This window comes from Clostridium sp. 1001271st1 H5 (genome assembly GCF_005845215.1).
Classification (GTDB): Bacteria; Bacillota; Clostridia; order Lachnospirales; family Lachnospiraceae; genus Enterocloster.
On the sequence record NZ_SPHO01000007.1, the window covers coordinates 115,581 to 134,356 of the forward strand.

The window sequence follows — 18,776 nt, forward strand, 5'->3', positions numbered from 1 at the left end:
CGCTTTGGGGCAATGCCCCTGTTATTTTGCGCCATGAATGATACGGCATTTATCATCAGCCAAGGCCAGGCGCCGTTTTCTCTTACGCCGGTCATATACGTTTTCCGGACATTGCGGGGAAACCGGGCTGCCTCAGCAGACTCTCCTGCACGACTTTGTCAGATGATTCTTTTACATGATTTCTTTTACATGATTCCTCTTACATGATTTTCCAATGTAATTCTCTTGCCTGTTTTACCTACCGAATCCTCTTATCACTCTTCCTGGACATGCGCATGGCAACTTCCTGTATCAGCTGTACAATGATGACCAGAAGCACCACGGTCACCATCATCATGTCGGTCTGGTAACGGTGGTATCCGTAGCGGATGGCGATATCGCCCAGTCCCCCGCCGCCGGTAAAGCCTGCCATGGCAGAATATCCAAGAATTGTGGTCACGGATATGGCGGCCCCCACCAGCAGGGAAGGCTTTGCCTCCGGCAGAAGCACCTTGACAATAATCTGCCAGGTGGATGCACCCATGGATTTGGCTGCTTCAATGACGCCTGCGTCCACTTCCTTCAGGGAAGACTCCACCATACGCCCTATGTAGGGGGCTGCGGCAATAATCAGAGGCACCACCGTTGCATTGGATCCAATGGTCTTTCCCACAATGAACTTGGTAACGGGCAGCACCATGATTAACAGGATGATGAATGGCACGGAACGCAGCAGGTTGATGATAAGTCCCAGGGCCTTGTTAAACAGCGGCACCGGGCTGATGCCTTCCTTGTCCGTCACCACCAGGGCGATTCCCAGCGGAATACCGATGACATAGGATAAGGCTGAGGACAGGAATACCATGTAGATGGTCTCCCATATTCCCTTCACCAGCATATTTATGGTCGTAGAATCAAATTGCATCTCACCGCACCTCCTCGAACTTTACATTGGCTGTCTTCAGGTAGTTACAAATCCTACCGGCGTCCGTGTCATCCTCCGGAAGCTGGATAATCATCTGACCCATGGCCTTGCCTTCAATATCCCTGGTATCCGCATGCATGATATTCACCGGCACCTTGCAGGCCAGCACCATATTGGCAATGACAGGCTCAGAAGATTCCCTTCCGTCAAAAATAATACGAATCTGCCGGGAGCTGCCGAAACTCAGATTTTGTTCAGCCACATCCCCCAGAATCAGCTGGCGTCCGATATCGGATTTGGGGCCGGAGAAGATATCGGATACATTTCCCACTTCCGCAATATGGCTGTGGTCTATGATGGCCACCCTATCGCATATGGCCTCGATAACTGCCATCTCATGGGTGATAACAATGACCGTGATTCCCATTTCCCTGTTTATCTTCTTAAGCAGCTCCAGAATGGATTTGGTGGTATTGGGGTCCAGCGCGCTGGTGGCCTCGTCGCACAGAAGGACCTTTGGATTGGTTGCCATGGCCCTGGCAATGGCAACCCTCTGTTTCTGGCCGCCTGAGAGCTGTGCCGGGTAAGCCTTCATCCTGTCTTCCAGCCCCACCAGCGTCAGCAGCTCCTCGGCCCGCTTTTTGGCCTCTGCCCTGGACACCCCTGCTATCTCCAGGGGGAAGCAGACATTCTGAAGCACGTTTCTCTGGGACAGCAGATTGAACTGCTGGAAAATCATGCCCATGGACTGTCTGGCCAGACGTTTCTCCCTGTCCTTCATCACGGACAGGTTCTTTCCCTCAAATATGACCTTTCCTGAGGTCGGCACTTCCAGGTAATTAATGCACCGTACCAGGGTGCTCTTACCTGCGCCGGAGAGGCCGATGATGCCGAACACCTCTCCGTACCGGATTTCCAGATTGATATCTTCCAGGGCAGTAACCGGACCGTTCATGGTCTGGAACTGTTTCCCCAGCCCCACCAGCTGGATGATGGGATTCTCTTTATTTGCTTCCATAGGTCTAATTCCTTTCTTTTGTTCCTGCAGCACATAGTTGGCATCTCTCGCCTATTCACGCCTGGCTGCGGCATCCATGGCAGAATCACGGCAAAAAGGCCGCATGTCCTGCACGGACTTGCGGCCCTGAATCTTCCCCTGCTACCGGGATGTCTCCTGATTAATCACAATCCATACAGATGAAACTTACATTCAGTTTTTTGCCCATGCGGATACACAGCACATCATCATGTACATGCTGTTCATCATATCCATATTCATCTGCATGGCTCTTAACTGATTCATAAGTTCCTCCTATACCGATTCCTATCAAATCGCTGGGATTTATCTTAGTTAAGAAAATACATCACATGAACCTATTTGTCAAGCATTTTTTGCCGGAAGAGACATTTATGCGGCATTTTTTGCGGCAGTCCGGACAGTCCCCCAGGTAATATCCTTTATAATACTCTCTGTAACCAGCGCTGTGATATCCTATCCCCGCTGTTTTACAGGGCATCACCTGAGACAACTACATCGGCTGCCGTAAACCCGGCCTCTGACGCTCCGGCCACCCCTGCATCTCCCGAGGGCATGGCCTCAAAGAGGCCTGCCATGATTGCTTCCGGCGTTTGATACTCCCTCTTGTCCCCAGGGCCGGAAAACCGCCTGTATGCCTGAATATAGTACTCGTCTCCATGACCTTCCTTCACAAGACCGGCATCTGCCCCCAGTCTGGCTGAACGCATACGTTTCTGCTCCTGCTTAAGCCGGAAGGCCCTTCGGTCCCGGTGTTCCCTTTCCGCCTTTTTCTGCGCCCGCTGCTTAAGCTTTTCCTGCTCCAGCCTGCGCATCTTCCTGCCTCCCCGGCCCAGCAGCTTTTGCAGGGAACGAAGGGCCCTGGAGGCCTTTACCCGCTGCTGGTCATCACCATAGGCCGCTGCCGTCTTCAGGTTGGATATGGACCTGTATATGTCCCACATGGCTTCCTGTACCTGCCCCTTTGTGCGCGCCCTGGCCACACGGGAAAAATGGCTGGAAACATTGAGGGAAAGGGATACGTGCATCCCTGTACCGCTGCTGCTGGATGGTTTTTTCTCCCCGCCGGGAACCGGGACCGCAGCCGAGGCCGCCTTATCCGTCCTATCCGGCACAGACCAGTACGAAATCCCATTCTCCCCCAAAAAAGCCCCGGAAGCCATGGTCTGTCCCTTTTCCGCCCAGAGGGTTCCGGCAGCGGATAACAGCGCAGAATAGCAGCTGCCAAATTCCTCCCTGCTGCTGCCCATGCGGCGGACAAACTCCCGGGACAGATACAGATGCATACCTGTTCCTGCCCGGACAGCCAGCGCAGCCAAATCCTTTGCTTCCTCCCCGTCCGCCAGGTGAAGCTCTATGCCCGGATACTGCTTTTTCAGCTGTTCCAGCAGACGGACCGCCTGCTCCCACCAGTCCTCCCCGTCCTCCGCCGTTGTCCACACGGTCCGGTCCCGGCGGTAGCAGCCGTTGTTTCTGACAGCTGTTTCTGATAAATCATTCTTACCTGCAATTGTTGTTTTTTCCGGCCGGTCCGGTACTGCAGACCGGGCTTGCCGGATATTCTCCGCATAAGCAGCTGGCCCGCCTTGTTCCGGCCCGCCTTCCAATCCCACCATTCCATCATCCCCTCATTCACAATCAGGTCACAGAAAAACAGGGTATATTTTCACTATCAGCCGCACAGTTCAACAATAACCTGCGCAAATATCTTGGCACTTAAAACAAGCTCATCCACCACTGCAAACTCGTCTGCCCCGTGCATGCGGTTATCGGTTCCCGGCAGGGCTGCACCGTAGGCAACGCCGTTCTTAAGGGTATGGACATAGGTGCCGCCGCCTGTCGCCTGGCAGCTTCCCTCAAGGCCCGTGTAGTCCTCATATACGGACAGCAGTGTCTTTACAAAATGGGAATCTCCGTCCACATGGTGAGGCGGTATCATGGTGTCATTCTCCAACGTAAGTCCTAAGTCAGCCATGGCACTCTTTACCACTCCCAGCACAGTGTCCTCAGTTGCGCAGATTGGGCAGCGGCTGTCAAATACGCCTTCCAGGCCGTCAGCCCCAACCGTCAGCATGCTGAATGCAAGGGTCAGGGCGCCGGACAGCTCATCTTCCATACTGATGCCGGCGGCTCTTCCGCAGGTGTCGCCGTGAGGGAAAAGCTTTAACAGGTTCTTCAGCATATCCATCTGGGGGCACTCTGCCAGAGGCAGACGTGTCAGGTACACCAGCAGGCCGGTAAGGGCATTCTTTCCCTCCTGAGGCGTGGATGCATGGGCGCCTTCTCCCTGGGCGGTAACTGTGATGGCCGGTAAATCCCCCTCCAGTACAAAGGAGATTCCTGTCTCTTTCTCCACTTCCTCTGCCGCTGCCTCCAGCGTCTTAAGGTCAACGCCCTCCACTACGGCCCTGGCCTTGCCCGGAACCACATTGGCCTTTATGCCGGCTTCCACCTTCACCAGCCTCGGCATTGCCTCAGAAGCCTGGAAGGATGCGTGGAAATGACCTTCCAGGCGTCCTTTTTCAATATTGATAACCGGAAATTCCGCATCCGGCGAAAAGGTCATGGGGGCTTCCTCCTCCTTGTCGTAATAATTTACGATATCAGAGCTTCCGCACTCCTCATCCGTGCCCAGAATCAGCCTGACGTTATTATTAAGCGGGATTCCCAGCTCCTTCACCGCCCTCATTGCATAGAGCGCAGCCACAGCCGGACCCTTGTCGTCAGCCGTACCGCGGCCAAACAGCTTTCCGTCCTTTACCACCGGCTCAAAGGGCTTTGTCTCCGTCCACCCCTCGCCTGCGGGAACCACATCCAGATGGGCCAGAATGTCCAGCTGCCTCTCCTTGTCATTGAGGTCGGCTGTCCCCACATAGTTGTCGTAGTTGCGGATGGAAAATCCATACCCCTCCGCCATGCTGAGAGCTGCCTGAAGAGCCTGGAACGGGCCTTCCCCGTAAGGCTTGCCCTCCACATAAGGCATCTTCTCACTGTTAATCCTGCACAGCGTGCAGATATCCTCTATCATCTCTTCCCTGTGGGCGTCAATAAAACCTTCAATCTCTTTCCTATACATTGTTACCGTCTCCTTTTCCTGCAAAGCTTAAGCCCCGCATCCTTATATTGTCCTGCTCCAACCGGCCCGCTCTCAAAACCCAAAAACTGTCTTTACCGGAACATGGAAGCCAGGGTTTCATTGACCACCTTGCCGTCGGCCTTTCCCCTGACCCTGGGCATCAGAACCTTCATGATGGCGCCCTTATCCTTAGCCGTGGGATTCTCTATCCCCAGTTCAGACAGGACAGCGCCTATGACAGCCTGAATCTGCTCCACACTCATGTCTTCGGGTGCGAATTCCTTATATACAGCCATCCTGGCCGCTGCCTCTGACCGGATATCCTCACGGTCTGCCGGCGCCATCTCATACGTTTCCTGGGTCTGTTTGATTTCTTTCTTAACGACCGCGTTCTCCTCTTCCTCCGTCAAAGGCTCTCTCTTGTTGATTTCCGCATTCTTGAGAGCGGACAGCAGCATGGAAAGGGAATCCTTCCTGGCCTTGTCCTTAGCCTTCATGGCCTCCACCATGGCAGCCCTTACAGCATCAATCTTACTCATGACTTTACCTCCTTCTGTTGGCAGCTGATTGCATTCATTCTCGCTGAAAAAAACGTCTGCCGCCCGGCTCTGTTCTAAGCTCTTCCGAATTCCGACAGCTTCAGCGCCGGATTGCGGTCCAATACCATGCCCACGCTCCAGCTGTTGATGAACAGCAGCAGCGGATTATCCTTTAAGTCCTTAATGCGTTTCATATCAGATGTACCCTGAATCCTGGCCACATCCACCTCGCCCGGATTTTCCACCCAGCGGATGTGTTCAAAGGGCAGCTTCTCCAGGATGACCTCCACGTTATATTCATTCCGCAGACGGTAGGTCAGCACTTCAAACTGCAGTACGCCCACCACGCCCACGATAATTTCCTCCATACCGGAATTAAACTCCTGGAATATCTGGATTGCACCCTCCTGGGCTATCTGGTTTACTCCCTTTATGAACTGCTTGCGCTTCATGGTATCCACCTGGCGCACCCTGGCAAAATGCTCCGGCGCAAAGGTAGGTATGCCCTCAAACTGAAACTTCTCATTGGAAGCGCACAGGGTATCTCCGATGGCAAAAATCCCCGGGTCAAAGACGCCGATGATGTCGCCGGCATAGGCCTCCTCCACAATCTTACGGTCCTGGGCCATAAGCTGCTGGGGCTGGGTCAGGCGGATTTTCTTTCCTCCCTGCACATGGTTTACCTCCATGCCTGCCTCAAACTTGCCGGAACAGATGCGCATAAAAGCAATCCTGTCCCTGTGGGCCTTATTCATGTTGGCCTGGATTTTAAACACAAAGGCGGAAAAATCAGGGCGGAACGGGTCAATCACCCCGTCCAGGGTCTTCCTGGAAAGAGGCGGCGTTGTCATCTTAAGGAAATGCTCCAGAAAGGTCTCAACACCGAAATTGGTCAGAGCCGAGCCGAAGAATACCGGCGACAAATCCCCAATCCTGACACGCTCCATATCCAGCTCGTCGCTGGCCCCGTCAAGAAGCTCAATATCATCCCTGAGCTGCTGGTGATAGTCCTGTCCGATTATGGAATCCACATCCGCGCTGTCCACTGCAAACTCCTGGCTGTCCACTTCCCTGGCGCCGCCCATGGCAGCCGTAAAGGTGGTTATCTTCTTTGAGAACCGGTCGTATACGCCCTTAAAGCTCTTGCCGCATCCAATGGGCCAGTTCACCGGGCAGGTGCGGATTCCCAGCACCTCCTCAATCTCGTCCAGAAGCTCGTAAGGGTCCCTGGCCTCCCGGTCAAACTTATTGATAAAGGTAAAGATGGGGATATGGCGCATGACACATACCTTAAACAACTTGATGGTCTGCGCCTCCACGCCCTTTGAACCGTCGATGACCATGACCGCGGAATCCGCCGCCATCAGGGTACGGTAGGTATCCTCTGAGAAATCCTGGTGGCCCGGCGTATCCAGGATATTGATACAGAATCCGTCGTAATTAAACTGCATGGCGGAAGAAGTCACCGAGATACCCCTCTCCTTCTCAATCTCCATCCAGTCGGACACAGCATGCTTGGCAGCCTTGCGCCCCTTGACGGTTCCGGCCAGGTTGATGGCGCCGCCGTACAGCAGGAACTTTTCTGTCAGCGTGGTCTTACCTGCATCGGGGTGGGATATGATTGCAAATGTCCTCCGCTTTTTTATCTCTTCTGTCATCTGGTTATCTATCTGTGACAAGTTATTCGTCCTCCGTTTTCCATTGAGTAAAAGATGGACGTACTTTGGAAGTACGCCCAAAATCATCCAATTTTTATTCTATTATGATTGGAATCATAAGTCAAGGCCTTTGGCTTTTGAATTTACCGGCCGTTTTTCCATATGCAGCCCTGCCTGCCGTACATATCTCTCTCTCATGTATTCACAGGTATGAAATACAGGCGCCGGGTGCTAAGGACACCCCATTCTATGGAAATCTCTGTAAATTACAGGTTGCTGTGCGGAATGGTTATATAGTATACTGTATAGATACGGTCCATGCCTGTCCGTAACCAGCTGACAGGCCTGAAAGGACCACAAAGAGAGGATAAAACCATGAAATGTACAACCCCCAAAAAACTGGCCCTGACCTTCTGTCTCACAGCAGCCCTGGCATCCGCAGCGCTGCAGGGCTGCAAGGCCAAAACCCCGGAGGATATGCTGGCCCAGATGCAGGAATTCTCCACCCCGGATGACACTGCGTCCATTTATCTGGACAAGTCCTGGAAAACAGAGGAGGCGCCCATGGACGGATGGCTGATTGCTTCCAGCGCCAAGGAGGACAACGCAGTGTTCCTGCTTCAGTTTCCTAAAAGCGGTCCGGCCAGACAGGCCTCCAGTCTGGAGGACGTGCAGGACATTATAAAAACCAGCTACAATATATCCGGCGAGGCCGAAGCCCAGGCGCCGGAGGTGCCGGGCATGACCAGCCTGACCGCCATAACCGGAAAGATGTCGGTGGACGGCTCCAAGGTGGATGCCTATGTTGTCTACGGGGAAACAGATTATGCTTACTACTCCATGGCTTATGTGGCCAATAAGATGAGCGACCGCAAGATAGCCTCCTTCAAGGCATCATGTTCCAAATTCCAGGAAAATGCCCCTGAGGAGGAAGACAGGACCACCGCGGAGCTGACGGATACGGTCCGCTGGTTCAACGCCTCCTACGCGGTCCTCACCGACCTGAACGGCTGGGATTACAACCGGTTTGCCGGCCTGGCGGCCAACGATGAGGTGATGGCCATGGAGCAGAAATCACTGGAAGAATGGTGGAGCGTCACGGACCGCGAGACAGCGGACAGCACCCTGGACTGGATTCTGACAGAAGGACACCGGGCCACCTTTGCCGAGGACATGGCATACCTGGATGAATCCGGTATCAGGGACATTGCCCCGGACGAGCGAAGCGCATTCCTGCTGGACCAGTTTGAGATGACCGTGGATGAGGCCCGGAATTACGCGGATATGTTCGGCTTCTATGAGCAGTACGGCCCTGACGCCATTGCAGGCTGGGACTACTGCCGCGCCATGAACCTGATGAGCTTTTACTACCTGGCTGGCTACTATACCGAGCAGGAGGCCCTGGATAAATCCCTGGAAATCGCCACGGCCATGCAGCCTTTGTTTGAATCCTGGGATGATTTGATGGACAGCTATATGCGGGGCTATGAATACTGGGCCGAAGAAAGCGCCGACGAGCGCAGGGCTGTCTATGAGGATTTAAAGACTAGGGACGACAGCCCTTACACGGTGGACTTTAAGACAGAGCTGGTAAAGACATGGTAATATAACCGGCAGCAATGGACCCGCCATCCGGAAGTTCCGGTCTGGCGGGTCCATCTCATTTCTGCTATTTAATCAGCTCCACTTCCACCGGAATGGATTTATCCACAGTCTCACCAGCCATGATACTGACGGCTGCCTCAATGGCTGTCTCACCCATTTTATCCGGTTTCTGGGCAACCGTGGCCGCCATCTTGCCGTCTTTTACCGCCTTCTGGGCATCGTCCGTTGCATCGAATCCAACAATCTTTATGTCCTTGCCGGAAGCAGCAACTGCCTCCACTGCCCCAAGGGCCATCTCGTCATTGTGGGCAAACACACCTTTAATGGTGCCGTCGGACTGAAGGATGTTCTCCATAACCGTCATACCCTCCGCACGGTTGAAATTAGCGGTCTGGCTGGCAGCCACCTGAAGGGATTTATCCGCCACCTGGTGGAAGCCCTCTCCTCTGTCAATGGTGGCTGAGGCTCCTGGCACGCCCTGTAATTCAGCCACCTTGGCGCCCTCTCCCACAAGCTCCATCAGATACTCGGTTGCCATCCTGGCTCCCGCCACATTGTCAGATGCAATCTGGCAGTCCACATCCACTCCGTTGACTCCCCGGTCCACTGCAATCACCTTGATTCCCTGGGACATGGCGCTCTTTACTGCCGGGGCAACTGCGTCCGAATCCACCGGATTGACAATCAGCACGCCCACGTTTCTGGACACCAAATCCTCGATGTCGCTGGTCTGCTTGGCAGCGTCATCCCCTGCGTCCACGACCACCAGCTCCACCCCTTTCTCTGACGCGGCACTCCTGGCCCCTTCTGTCAGCGTTACGAAAAATGGATTGTTCAGGGTGGAGACAGAAAAACCAATCACGTTTCCGCTGCTTCCCTCCTTAACGTTTTCCTCCCCGTCAATGGTGATGGCGTTGCAGCCTCCCACTGCCGTAAGCATTGTAAATGCTGCCGCAAGGGCCAGTATTTTCTTAATCTTCACGGTCTTTTCCTCCCGAAATTTATTTTTATATTCATATCAGATACATGTACGCGGTTTTACGGTTTCCTATCTCTTACGGTCTGAGAGCACTGCAATCAGGATGACCAGGCCCTTGATGACGTCCTGATAGTAGGATGATACGCCCAGGATATTAAGGCCGTTGTTCAGCACTGCAATAATCAGCACGCCTATCAGGGTTCCGTAGATTTTTCCCCTGCCGCCGCTCATGCTGGTGCCGCCCAGGGCTACTGCCGCAATGGCGTCCAGCTCATAGCCGCTTCCCAGGGTGGGCTGCGCGGAACCCAGTCTGGAGAGCAGAATCAGGCCGGATAAGGCTGCCATGGTGCCGGATATGGCATAGGCAAGGATTTTTGTCCTGTGTATGTTCACACCTGCCAGCTTGGCAGATTTCCAGTTGCTTCCGGTTGCGTAAATTCTGCGCCCGAAGGTGGTCTTATTTAACAGGAAGTAAAAAAGCAGGAACAACAGTATCAGAAGAATGACCGGAATCGGAATACCGTAGAACTTTCCCTTTCCAACCACCTTCAGGATAAAGCTGTCGCCCAGGTTGGAGATTGGCTTACCGTTGGTGTATATCATGGTCAGGCCGCGGTACACCGTCATGGTAATCAGGGTTGCGATAAAAGGCTGGAGACGTCCCTTTGTTACCATGATGCCGCTGACAACACCCATGCCGCATCCCAGAACCAGTGCCAGAATCATGGCCAGACCAGCCGGAACCCCGGCTGTAATCATGCCTGCGCAAAGGGCTGTGCTGAGGGCCAGCACCGAACCAACGGATAAGTCAATGGCGTCCGTCAGAATGACGAAGGTCATGCCGAAGGCTATGAGCCCGTTGATGGAAGACTGACGCAGCAGGGACAGGAAATTGGCCCCGGTGCGGAAACTTGGGCTGGCAATGCTGATGCCCGCCACCAGCAGGATAAGGGCAATGAGTGCCCCGAAATCCTGGGCGTAATTGATGACTTTATTTTTATTTTCATTCATTATAAGGTACCTCCCGTAGCCAATGTCATTATCTTCTCCTGGTCAGCCTCACCCTGGTTGATGATTCCCCTGACCATGCCTTCGCGCACCACCATAATCCGGTCGCTCATTCCCAATACCTCCGGCAGTTCAGAGGACACCATGATGATGGCAACGCCCTTTTCAGCCAGCTGGTTTATAATGCTGTATATCTCTTTCTTGGCGCCGATGTCAACGCCTCTTGTGGGTTCATCCAGAATCAGGATTCTGGGTTCCGTGTAAATCCATTTTGCGAATACCACCTTCTGCTGGTTTCCGCCGCTTAGGTTTACACACTCATGTCCTGGTCCGAAACACCGGATATGAAGCTCCTCTATGGCCTTGGTGACCAGCCCTTTTTCCTTCTCCCTGCTGATTACCACCCTGCCCCTGCCTGAGATGCGCCCCAGGTTTGTCAGGGATACATTTTTCTCAATGCTCTCCTCCAGAAGAAGGCCCTCTGTTTTGCGGTCCTCTGTTATGAATCCGATTCCCTGCTCTATGGCCTGCATCGGATTCTTAATCACTGCCTGTTTTCCGTCAATAAAAATGCTGCCGCTTTCATAAGAAAGATTACCGAAAATAGCCTGCATGATTTCCGTACGCCCTGCCCCCATCAGTCCGGATACCCCCAGGACCTCTCCTGCCTTTACGGAGAAATTCACATCGTGGAACACGCCCTCCTTAGTCAGGCCCTCCACCCGGAACACTTCGTTTCCAATGGCGCAGTCACGTTTTGGATACCGTTCGCCGATTTCCCGGCCAATCATCATTTTGACGATTTCGTTCATATTGGTTTCCGGAATCTTCTTCGTGCCTATGTAGGTACCGTCCCTCAGCACGGAAATGCGGTCGCAGAGCTCAAAAATCTCCTCCATACGGTGGGATATATAGACAATGGACACTCCCTTTTTCCGCAGGGACTGCATCACCTCGAAGAGCACCTCTGTCTCGCTCTGGGTAAGGGCTGCCGTGGGCTCATCCATGATAATGACCTTTGCGTCCACCATCAGCGCCTTGCATATTTCTATCATCTGCTGCTGTCCCACGGAAAGCTCAGACATCACCTTGTCTGTGGGGATGCTGACTCCCAGACGGTTTAAGGTCTCCTCTGCCTTTGCCCTCATGGCCTTCCGGTCGCATATTCCAAAGCCCTTCTTTATTTCTTTGCCCAGGAAGAGGTTTTCCTCCACCGTCAGGTCGAACAGTACATTCAGCTCCTGCTGGATAAATACGATTCCGGCCTTTTCCGCTTCCTGCGGGCTTTTGTAGGTCACTTCTTTTCCGTCCACAATGACCGTACCCCCATCCCGGGTATAAACGCCGGTAAGGATTTTCATCAGGGTGGACTTGCCTGCGCCGTTTTCTCCCATCAGGGCGTGTACTTCCCCGTCGTCCAGCGCAAAGCCCGCATCCTTAAGGACCTGGTTCTGGCCAAAGGACTTGTTGATTCCTTTCATTTCAATTTTCATGTTGTTTCCCTCCAGATAGTTTCTGCTTTAAAAGATACAGCCGGACTGCAGGATAATGTTGGCATAGGGCGTTGTCTCGCCGGTCCGTATAACGGCCCTGCATTCCTTTGTCATCTCCTTAAAGCGGGTATGCGGGACAAATTCTACTTTTTCTATTTTGAAACCGGTTTCAAGGCTGGCAAAAAGCTCCTGGATTTCCTCCAGGATTTGTGGATTCTGTTCTTTGATTTCCTCAGCCAGAACCACTGCCTCTATTTTCATATCGTTTGAAACCGCTTTCAAGACGTCCATAAACCGGGGATTTCCAAATGTTACCGCCAAATCAATGCGCTCTGTTCCCTGCGGTACAGGCAGACCGCAGTCAGCAATTGCAAGCCGGTCCGTATGCCCCATGGATGAAAGTACCCTGGAAATATTGCTGTTAAGTATGCCGTGTCTCTTCATGTTTTCTTCCTCCATCCAACATTACGCCTGCTTCATGGCGTCCAGCACCTGGCCGCAGTCAGGCATTCCGCCCTGGGCACCGAACCGCTCCGTGGACAGGCTGGCTGCCGTATTGGCAAACCGGAGCGCTTCCTCCATGGTGCTGCCTCCTGCAATCTGCACGGTAAATGCCCCGTTCAATGTGTCTCCGGCCCCCGTGGTGTCCACTACATTGGCTTTCCTGGCCGGCACAGTAAGAATCTCTCCTGTGGGAAGGCATGTGGATACGCCTCTGGAGCCCTGGGTAATCACCAGCTTGCCTGGATGCGCCTTCAGCATCTCCTCCACCGTCATATCCCCGAACAGGATGGCTGCCTCATGTTCATTCGGCGTAAGGTAGTCCACCTTGGCCAGAACCTCCGGCTTCACCGGTCTGGCCGGACCCGGATTCAGTACCACCTTCACTCCATTTTCATGGCAGATGTCAATCACATACTCAACCGTGTCCTGGGGAATCTCATGCTGCAGCAATACGATGTCGCACGCAAACAGTGCTTCTTTTATGCTGTCCACATAGTCCCGGTCCACCCTGTCATTGGCTCCTGCCACCACCACGATGGTGTTGTCATGGTCCCCCACAGTGATGACCGCCAGTCCTGTGTTTACTCCGGGAGCAACCTTGATGTGGGAGGTTCCCACTCCCATGTCCTCCATGTTCTTAATAAGGCTTTTTCCCGCCTCATCATCGCCCACGCAGCCAAACATCTCCACATCGGCTCCCAGCTTTGCCATGGCTACTGCCTGGTTTGCGCCCTTTCCTCCCGGTATGTAGCGGATGTCCTCTCCTTTCAGCGTCTCTCCCTTTAAGGGAATACGCTCGGCTGTCACTGTCATGTCCATGTTGATGCTGCCTACCACTGCTGTCTTCATAATTCCTCCTTTTCTCCTTTACATTTTATTTTATCCCTTTGATGTCCGGGCCTGCCCGGCCAATACGCCGCCAGGCATTCCCTAAAGAGTTGTGTCCCTTTTTATCAGCTTGACATCGAATACCTTATTCCGGTTAATCTGCGCCCCGGCAACGTATTCCGTCAGCATCCGCACCGCCTCCTGCCCCATCTTCTTTATGGGCTGGGCAATGGTGGTAATCTCCGGCGTAAACAGGCTGCTGAGGGAAATGTTGTCAAACCCAATCAGCTGTATATCCTCTGGAACCCGTATGCCTCTCCTGTGAAGCTCCTTATACACCGATATGGCCACCATGTCGTTGGCTGCTATGATTCCGTCCGTATCCGGATGAAGTTCCAAAAGCCGCGCCGCCATCTCGGTTCCTGATTCAAAACTGTAATCCCCTTCTATCCAGGCAGGCGCAATTCCCCGTTCCCTGCACACATCCAGATATCCCTGGTGGCGCTTTCTGGCGCTGGACAGATGAAGCGGGCCGCTTATCTGCACAATATGCCTGCAGCCGCATTCCAGGAGATGCTCCATGGACATCCTTCCGCCCTGGTAATGGTTGGACTGGATGCAGGCAATCTCTTTTCCGCCCTCAATCTGCCGGTCAATCATAACCACCGGAATCCGGCAGTTCCCGATTTCCTTATGTATCTCATCCATGTTGGTCATCAGGATGGCCCCGTCTGCATTCATGCGCTCCAGCAGGTTCAGGTTCCGTTTCTCCTTTTCCAAATCATCGTTGGAATTGCAGAGCGTCAGGCGGTATCCCCTGCGGTCGCATTCCTCCTCCACGGCTCCTGCCAGCTCATTAAAAAACGGGTTGATGATGTTGGGCACCAGTATGCCGATGATTTTGGATGAGCGCTTATAAAGGGACCTGGCCACCTCATTTGGCTTGAAACCGGTTTCTGATATGGCCCGTTCCACCTTCTGTCTCTTCTCGTCATCCACCCTGGCCGTACCGTTCATTACCCTGGATACGGTAGAGGGGGATACGCCTGCCAGTTTTGCCACGTCCCGTATGCTCGTCATAAGCCCACCATCCTGCCCGTCTGCGGATTATGCACCTTCCGGCGCCTCCGCCCTTTGTATGTTTTATTCTTGAAACCCGTTTCAAGTATGATTTAATTATATATTCTGACAGTTTTAAAGTCAATATTCAATTTTTTCTTTCGCCATTTTAGTCTAAATCTACAATATGAAGCAGGGTTTTCCTGTGAAATACTTTGCTTTTTTAGATATATTTCACAACGACTTTGTTAAGATAATATCAACCTGTCGTTTTATAGAGTAGGGGGGATGATAATTACAACCCCCGGCCTACCCCTCTATTCTGTTCAAAATTTCAGTCAGCAGGCAGTCCGCCACCTCTTCCTTGGACATAATGGGAAGCTCCTTCTCACTGTCCCTGGTAATAAGCGTCACCACATTGGTATCCGTACCAAATCCCGCGCCTTCCACCTTCAGGTTATTGGCCACAATCATGTCAATATGCTTCTTTGCCAGCTTAGCTCTGGAATTCTCCAGCATATTCTGGGTTTCCATGGAAAATCCGCAGAGGAACTGGCCGTCACGCCGGTGCTGTCCCAGCCATCCCAGTATGTCGTCTGTACGCTCCAGGGCAATGGACAGGTCGCCGTCCGATTTCTTCATCTTTTCCGTTCCCACCACGGCCGGACGGTAGTCAGCCACTGCCGCTGCCTTGACTATGATATCCTGCTCCCCGCTCCTGGCGGTCACTGCCTCAAACATCTCCCTGGCGCTCTCCACCAAAACCGTGTCCGCAAACAGGGGAGGGGCAAGGTCCACGGGGCCGCTTACCAGGGTAACTGCAGCTCCCCTGCAGGCCGCCACCCTGGCAATGGCATACCCCATTTTGCCTGTGGAATGGTTCGTGATGTAGCGCACCGGGTCAATGGCTTCCCTGGTTGGCCCGGCTGTCACAAGTATCCGTCTGCCGGCCAAATCCCGGGGATAACCAGCTTCCCGCAGTATATACTGGTACAGCACCTCCGGTTCCGGCATCTTTCCGGCCCCGGTATCCCCGCAGGCCAGATAGCCCCAGGCCGGCGTTATGACTTCCATGCCGTATTTCCTGCAGATTTCAAGGTTGTCCTGCAGAACCGGATTTTCGTACATATTGGTATTCATGGCCGGGGCCAGTATCTTTTTGCACCTGCAGGCCATCACCGTGGTGGTCAGCATATCATCTGCAATGCCATGGGCTATCTTCCCGATGACATTTGCCGATGCAGGGGCAACCATCACCACATCCGCCTGTTTTGCCAGCGCCACATGCTCCACGCTGAATTCGAAATTCCGGTCAAAGGTATCCACCAGACATTTATTGCCTGTCAGGCTCTCAAAGGTTATGGGATTTATGAAGCGGGTGGCGTTCTCCGTCATCAGTACATGGACCTTCACGCCCTTTTTGACCAGCATGCTGGCCAGGCTGGCTATCTTATATGCTGCAATGCTTCCTGTCACTCCAAGAAGGACTGTCTTTCCTTTTAACATATGATTCCTCCGGTTGTCTTTCCTCTTTTTCTATGTTACAATCCATGTTAAAGTATAACATACATCCTATTTGATTGAAAGGAGTTCCCCCAATGATTTTAGCAATCGACATGGGCAATACCAATACCGTTATCGGCGGCATCGACGAGACGAAAACATATTTTATAGAGCGGGTCACCACGGACCAGGGCCGCACGGACACAGAGTACGCGGTGAGCTTTAAGAACATCCTGGAAATGCATCAGATTGACATTTCAAGCATAGAAGGAGCCATCCTCTCCTCCGTGGTTCCCCCTGTTAACTCCACCATTCTGAACGCAGTGGAAAAGGTAACGGGAATCCGGCCTCTCCTGGTGGGCTCCGGCATGAAGACCGGTATGAATATCATTATGGACAACCCCAAAGCAGTTGGAAGCGACCAGATTGTGGACGCGGTGGCTGCCAGCCACGAACACCCCCTTCCCCTGGTAGTCATAGATATGGGCACGGCCACCACACTGTGTACGGTTGATAAAAAGGGAAATTATATCGGCGGCGTCATCCTTCCCGGCCTCAAGGTTTCCCTTAACTCACTGAGCAGCAAAACAGCCCAGCTGCCCTACATCAGCCTGGAGGTTCCCAGCCATGTAATTGGAAAGAATACCATTGACTGTATGCGCTCAGGCATTATTTACGGCAACGTGGACATGATAGACGGGATTCTGGACCGCATGGAAAAGGAACTGGGAGAGTCTCCCACTATCATAGCCACCGGCGGACTGGCTAAGTTCATCACGCCATTGTGCCGTCATAAGATAATTGTGGACGATGCGCTGCTCCTTAAGGGACTGCTGATATTATACCGGAAGAATACGGAAGCCCATTAGAGCAGGGTACGGCATCTGCCGCGGCCCCAAATACAACACCGCCCGGATTTACTCCGGGCGGCGGCGTATGAATCATTCCTTTTTCCTGAATACTGCTGACTATCCGTATATCCTTACATCTCCTGGTGTCATTCAACATTCACATACTCATAATCACAATATCCCTCAGACTCCCTGTTTTCCCGCGAGCAGGACCAGAGGCAGAGTTTTGCTCCGGTCCATGTGGCGCGTTTCAGCGGAAATGAATGCTCTATCCGGGTAAAGGTCCTGCCGTCAGCGGAATAAGAAAAGCCATAGGTCTTATCTTCCCCCAGCGTCAGCCTGAACCATGCCCGGCCTTCCTCTGTTTCCTGTGAAAATACCAGTTTCTCACTGGCCTCTCCCTCAAACATGGGTTCCGTGACCGTTCCACGGTAACACCTTATCTGGACAGCCCTTCCCGTACAGTACAGGCCGGCATATCCGTAATCATGGCCCACCATTCCGATACCCCCGAAATCCCCTTCCTGTCTGCCGGATAGGGACAGCTTCACGGTCATGGTCAGCTTTGGTTTCTGCGGAATCTGGGTCAGCACATTGGGCGCATACCAGAGCAGGTTTTCCCTGGACGGATTCCTGTAGCAATACAGCCGCAGATATCCCGGATTTTTCTCCAGAGAATAAAAGCCTGCATCCGGATTGGCCTGCCACTGCCACTGAAGCCCCAGCGTCTTCCCCGTAAAATCATCCGACTGGGAAATGGCGTATTCCGGCATTCCTTCCGACGGCATGGCCCATTCTTCCACCGGCTCGCCAATGCCGTCCCCATTCTGGTCCTGGCCAATGAAGGGCCAGTTGTCCAGAAAGCACATGGGCTGCAGATGCACGATTCTTCCAAGCTCCGCCACATCCTGAAAATGGACAAACCAGTCCCTTCCGTCAGGCGACGATACCCAGCCCCCCTGGTGCGGACCGTTAACCGGCGAATTACCCTGGTGCATCACCACCTTATATTCATAAGGACCATAGACAGACCGGGACCTGAGGCAGGACTGCCAGCCCGTCTCCACGCCTCCTGACGGCATCAGAATATAATAGTATCCGTTCTTTTGATACATTTTGGGGCCTTCCGATGTAGGAGCAACCTGTTCTCCGTCAAATATAAGCCTTGGTGTATCCAGAAGGGACTGGCACTGCGGGTCTATTTCCACCAGCGACAGCCTGTGTTTTATCCCGGTGCGGCTCTTGGCATAGGCAAAGACCATGTAGGCCTTCCCGTCATGGTCCCAGAAAGGACAGGGGTCAATCCAGCCCTTTGACCGGCACAGCATATTCCACTCAAATTCCCCGTATGGGTCCCTGGTCCTGGCAACCAGGATTCCCTCATCCACCAAAGGAATGAACACAAAAAATGTTCCCTCATGATAACGGATGGATGGCGCCCATGTGCCGGAACCGTGGCAGGGAAGGGCGTATTTCTCAAAAGGCAGTTCCTTTACACAGTGATTAATCAGCTCCCAGTGAACCAGGTCCCTGGAATGCAGCAGCGGAACCCCCGGAATATAAGTAAAGGACGAAGATACCATATAATAATCCCCGCCCACCCGGACCACATCCGGGTCGGAATAATCCGCATACAGAATCGGATTTTTATAAGTTCCCAGACTGTCCATCTCCCTGCGCAACTTCATTTCACATAAGCAGATTGGATATCTGGACGTAATCCTGACCAATAC

The 18,776-nt window shown here is 53.1% G+C and carries 16 protein-coding genes; 2 read left to right on the forward strand and 14 right to left on the reverse strand.

Translation table 11 applies throughout. From position 1 onward, the window contains the following. Positions 1 to 238 precede the first annotated feature (238 nt). From FGS84_RS12585 to FGS84_RS12610, 6 genes are all read right to left on the reverse strand, one after another. Positions 239 to 904, reverse strand: coding sequence for a methionine ABC transporter permease (locus FGS84_RS12585; RefSeq protein WP_138308756.1), 666 nt, complete (start codon positions 902 to 904; stop codon positions 239 to 241). A 1-nt stretch (position 905) separates the two neighbouring features. Beyond that, positions 906 to 1,922, reverse strand: a complete 1,017-nt coding sequence (locus tag FGS84_RS12590) for an ATP-binding cassette domain-containing protein (protein WP_138308758.1) — start codon at positions 1,920 to 1,922, stop codon at positions 906 to 908. A gap of 488 nt (positions 1,923 to 2,410) precedes the next feature. Further along, positions 2,411 to 3,556, reverse strand: a complete 1,146-nt coding sequence (locus FGS84_RS12595; RefSeq protein WP_138308759.1) for a hypothetical protein — start codon at positions 3,554 to 3,556, stop codon at positions 2,411 to 2,413. A 56-nt stretch (positions 3,557 to 3,612) separates the two neighbouring features. Further along, positions 3,613 to 5,016 (reverse strand): Sapep family Mn(2+)-dependent dipeptidase, encoded by a 1,404-nt coding sequence (locus FGS84_RS12600; protein ID WP_138308761.1) that lies wholly within the window; start codon positions 5,014 to 5,016, stop codon positions 3,613 to 3,615. A 92-nt stretch (positions 5,017 to 5,108) separates the two neighbouring features. Further along, positions 5,109 to 5,555 (reverse strand): GatB/YqeY domain-containing protein, encoded by a 447-nt coding sequence (locus tag FGS84_RS12605; protein ID WP_138308763.1) that lies wholly within the window; start codon positions 5,553 to 5,555, stop codon positions 5,109 to 5,111. Positions 5,556 to 5,629: 74 nt separating this feature from the next. Continuing rightward, the gene (locus FGS84_RS12610) at positions 5,630 to 7,234 is read right to left on the reverse strand and encodes a peptide chain release factor 3 (protein ID WP_002567108.1); all 1,605 of its coding nucleotides are present in this window, start codon (positions 7,232 to 7,234) and stop codon (positions 5,630 to 5,632) included. A gap of 354 nt (positions 7,235 to 7,588) precedes the next feature. On the opposite strand from FGS84_RS12610, the gene FGS84_RS12615 reads away from it, so the two are divergent. Further along, positions 7,589 to 8,818 (forward strand): DUF1266 domain-containing protein, encoded by a 1,230-nt coding sequence (locus FGS84_RS12615; protein WP_138308765.1) that lies wholly within the window; start codon positions 7,589 to 7,591, stop codon positions 8,816 to 8,818. 64 nt (positions 8,819 to 8,882) lie between these two features. Here FGS84_RS12615 and FGS84_RS12620 read toward each other — a convergent pair whose 3' ends face one another. The 7 genes from FGS84_RS12620 to coaBC all read right to left on the reverse strand — a co-directional run bounded on the left by FGS84_RS12620 (position 8,883) and on the right by coaBC (position 16,195). Then, positions 8,883 to 9,800, reverse strand: coding sequence for a D-ribose ABC transporter substrate-binding protein (locus FGS84_RS12620; RefSeq protein ID WP_138308766.1), 918 nt, complete (start codon positions 9,798 to 9,800; stop codon positions 8,883 to 8,885). Positions 9,801 to 9,866: 66 nt separating this feature from the next. Further along, entirely contained in the window at positions 9,867 to 10,808 is a 942-nt protein-coding gene (rbsC, locus tag FGS84_RS12625; RefSeq protein WP_138308768.1) for a ribose ABC transporter permease, read from the reverse strand. After that, positions 10,808 to 12,298 (reverse strand): sugar ABC transporter ATP-binding protein, encoded by a 1,491-nt coding sequence (locus FGS84_RS12630; RefSeq protein WP_138308771.1) that lies wholly within the window; start codon positions 12,296 to 12,298, stop codon positions 10,808 to 10,810. Before FGS84_RS12630 ends, rbsC begins: the two co-directional genes overlap by 1 nt. Positions 12,299 to 12,325: 27 nt before the next feature. Continuing rightward, positions 12,326 to 12,742: a D-ribose pyranase gene (rbsD, locus tag FGS84_RS12635; RefSeq protein WP_138308772.1), complete on the reverse strand. Its 417-nt coding sequence runs from the start codon at positions 12,740 to 12,742 to the stop codon at positions 12,326 to 12,328. 21 nt (positions 12,743 to 12,763) lie between these two features. Continuing rightward, complete coding sequence (gene rbsK / locus FGS84_RS12640) at positions 12,764 to 13,651, reverse strand: ribokinase (RefSeq protein ID WP_138308773.1); 888 nt, start codon at positions 13,649 to 13,651, stop codon at positions 12,764 to 12,766. Between the two features lie 81 nt (positions 13,652 to 13,732). Then, positions 13,733 to 14,710, reverse strand: coding sequence for a LacI family DNA-binding transcriptional regulator (locus FGS84_RS12645; protein WP_138308775.1), 978 nt, complete (start codon positions 14,708 to 14,710; stop codon positions 13,733 to 13,735). A 288-nt stretch (positions 14,711 to 14,998) separates the two neighbouring features. Next, positions 14,999 to 16,195, reverse strand: coding sequence for a bifunctional phosphopantothenoylcysteine decarboxylase/phosphopantothenate--cysteine ligase CoaBC (gene coaBC / locus FGS84_RS12650; protein WP_138308776.1), 1,197 nt, complete (start codon positions 16,193 to 16,195; stop codon positions 14,999 to 15,001). A 92-nt stretch (positions 16,196 to 16,287) separates the two neighbouring features. Between coaBC and FGS84_RS12655 the strand changes: the two genes are divergently transcribed. Further along, the gene (locus tag FGS84_RS12655; protein WP_138308778.1) at positions 16,288 to 17,061 is read left to right on the forward strand and encodes a type III pantothenate kinase; all 774 of its coding nucleotides are present in this window, start codon (positions 16,288 to 16,290) and stop codon (positions 17,059 to 17,061) included. Between the two features lie 128 nt (positions 17,062 to 17,189). Here the strand turns inward: FGS84_RS12655 and FGS84_RS12660 are convergent, their stop codons facing one another. Beyond that, on the reverse strand, positions 17,190 to 18,731 hold the full coding sequence (locus FGS84_RS12660; RefSeq protein ID WP_347563831.1) for a glycoside hydrolase 43 family protein: 1,542 nt from the start codon (positions 18,729 to 18,731) through the stop codon (positions 17,190 to 17,192). Positions 18,732 to 18,776: the final 45 nt, after the last annotated feature.

Bases quoted from the DNA above. Each gene is read 5' to 3' on its own strand.
- FGS84_RS12585 (WP_138308756.1), bottom strand. From the start codon at position 904: ATGCAATTTGATTCTACGACCATAAATATGCTGGTGAAGGGAATATGG.
- FGS84_RS12630 (WP_138308771.1), bottom strand. From the start codon at position 12,298: ATGAAAATTGAAATGAAAGGAATCAACAAGTCCTTTGGCCAGAACCAG.
- FGS84_RS12590 (WP_138308758.1), bottom strand. From the start codon at position 1,922: ATGGAAGCAAATAAAGAGAATCCCATCATCCAGCTGGTGGGGCTGGGG.
- rbsC (WP_138308768.1), bottom strand. From the start codon at position 10,808: ATGAATGAAAATAAAAATAAAGTCATCAATTACGCCCAGGATTTCGGG.
- rbsK (WP_138308773.1), bottom strand. From the start codon at position 13,651: ATGAAGACAGCAGTGGTAGGCAGCATCAACATGGACATGACAGTGACA.
- coaBC (WP_138308776.1), bottom strand. From the start codon at position 16,195: ATGTTAAAAGGAAAGACAGTCCTTCTTGGAGTGACAGGAAGCATTGCA.
- FGS84_RS12600 (WP_138308761.1), bottom strand. From the start codon at position 5,016: ATGTATAGGAAAGAGATTGAAGGTTTTATTGACGCCCACAGGGAAGAG.
- FGS84_RS12605 (WP_138308763.1), bottom strand. From the start codon at position 5,555: ATGAGTAAGATTGATGCTGTAAGGGCTGCCATGGTGGAGGCCATGAAG.
- FGS84_RS12615 (WP_138308765.1), top strand. From the start codon at position 7,589: ATGAAATGTACAACCCCCAAAAAACTGGCCCTGACCTTCTGTCTCACA.
- FGS84_RS12595 (WP_138308759.1), bottom strand. From the start codon at position 3,556: ATGGTGGGATTGGAAGGCGGGCCGGAACAAGGCGGGCCAGCTGCTTAT.
- FGS84_RS12655 (WP_138308778.1), top strand. From the start codon at position 16,288: ATGATTTTAGCAATCGACATGGGCAATACCAATACCGTTATCGGCGGC.
- FGS84_RS12660 (WP_347563831.1), bottom strand. From the start codon at position 18,731: ATGAAGTTGCGCAGGGAGATGGACAGTCTGGGAACTTATAAAAATCCG.
- FGS84_RS12645 (WP_138308775.1), bottom strand. From the start codon at position 14,710: ATGACGAGCATACGGGACGTGGCAAAACTGGCAGGCGTATCCCCCTCT.
- rbsD (WP_138308772.1), bottom strand. From the start codon at position 12,742: ATGAAGAGACACGGCATACTTAACAGCAATATTTCCAGGGTACTTTCA.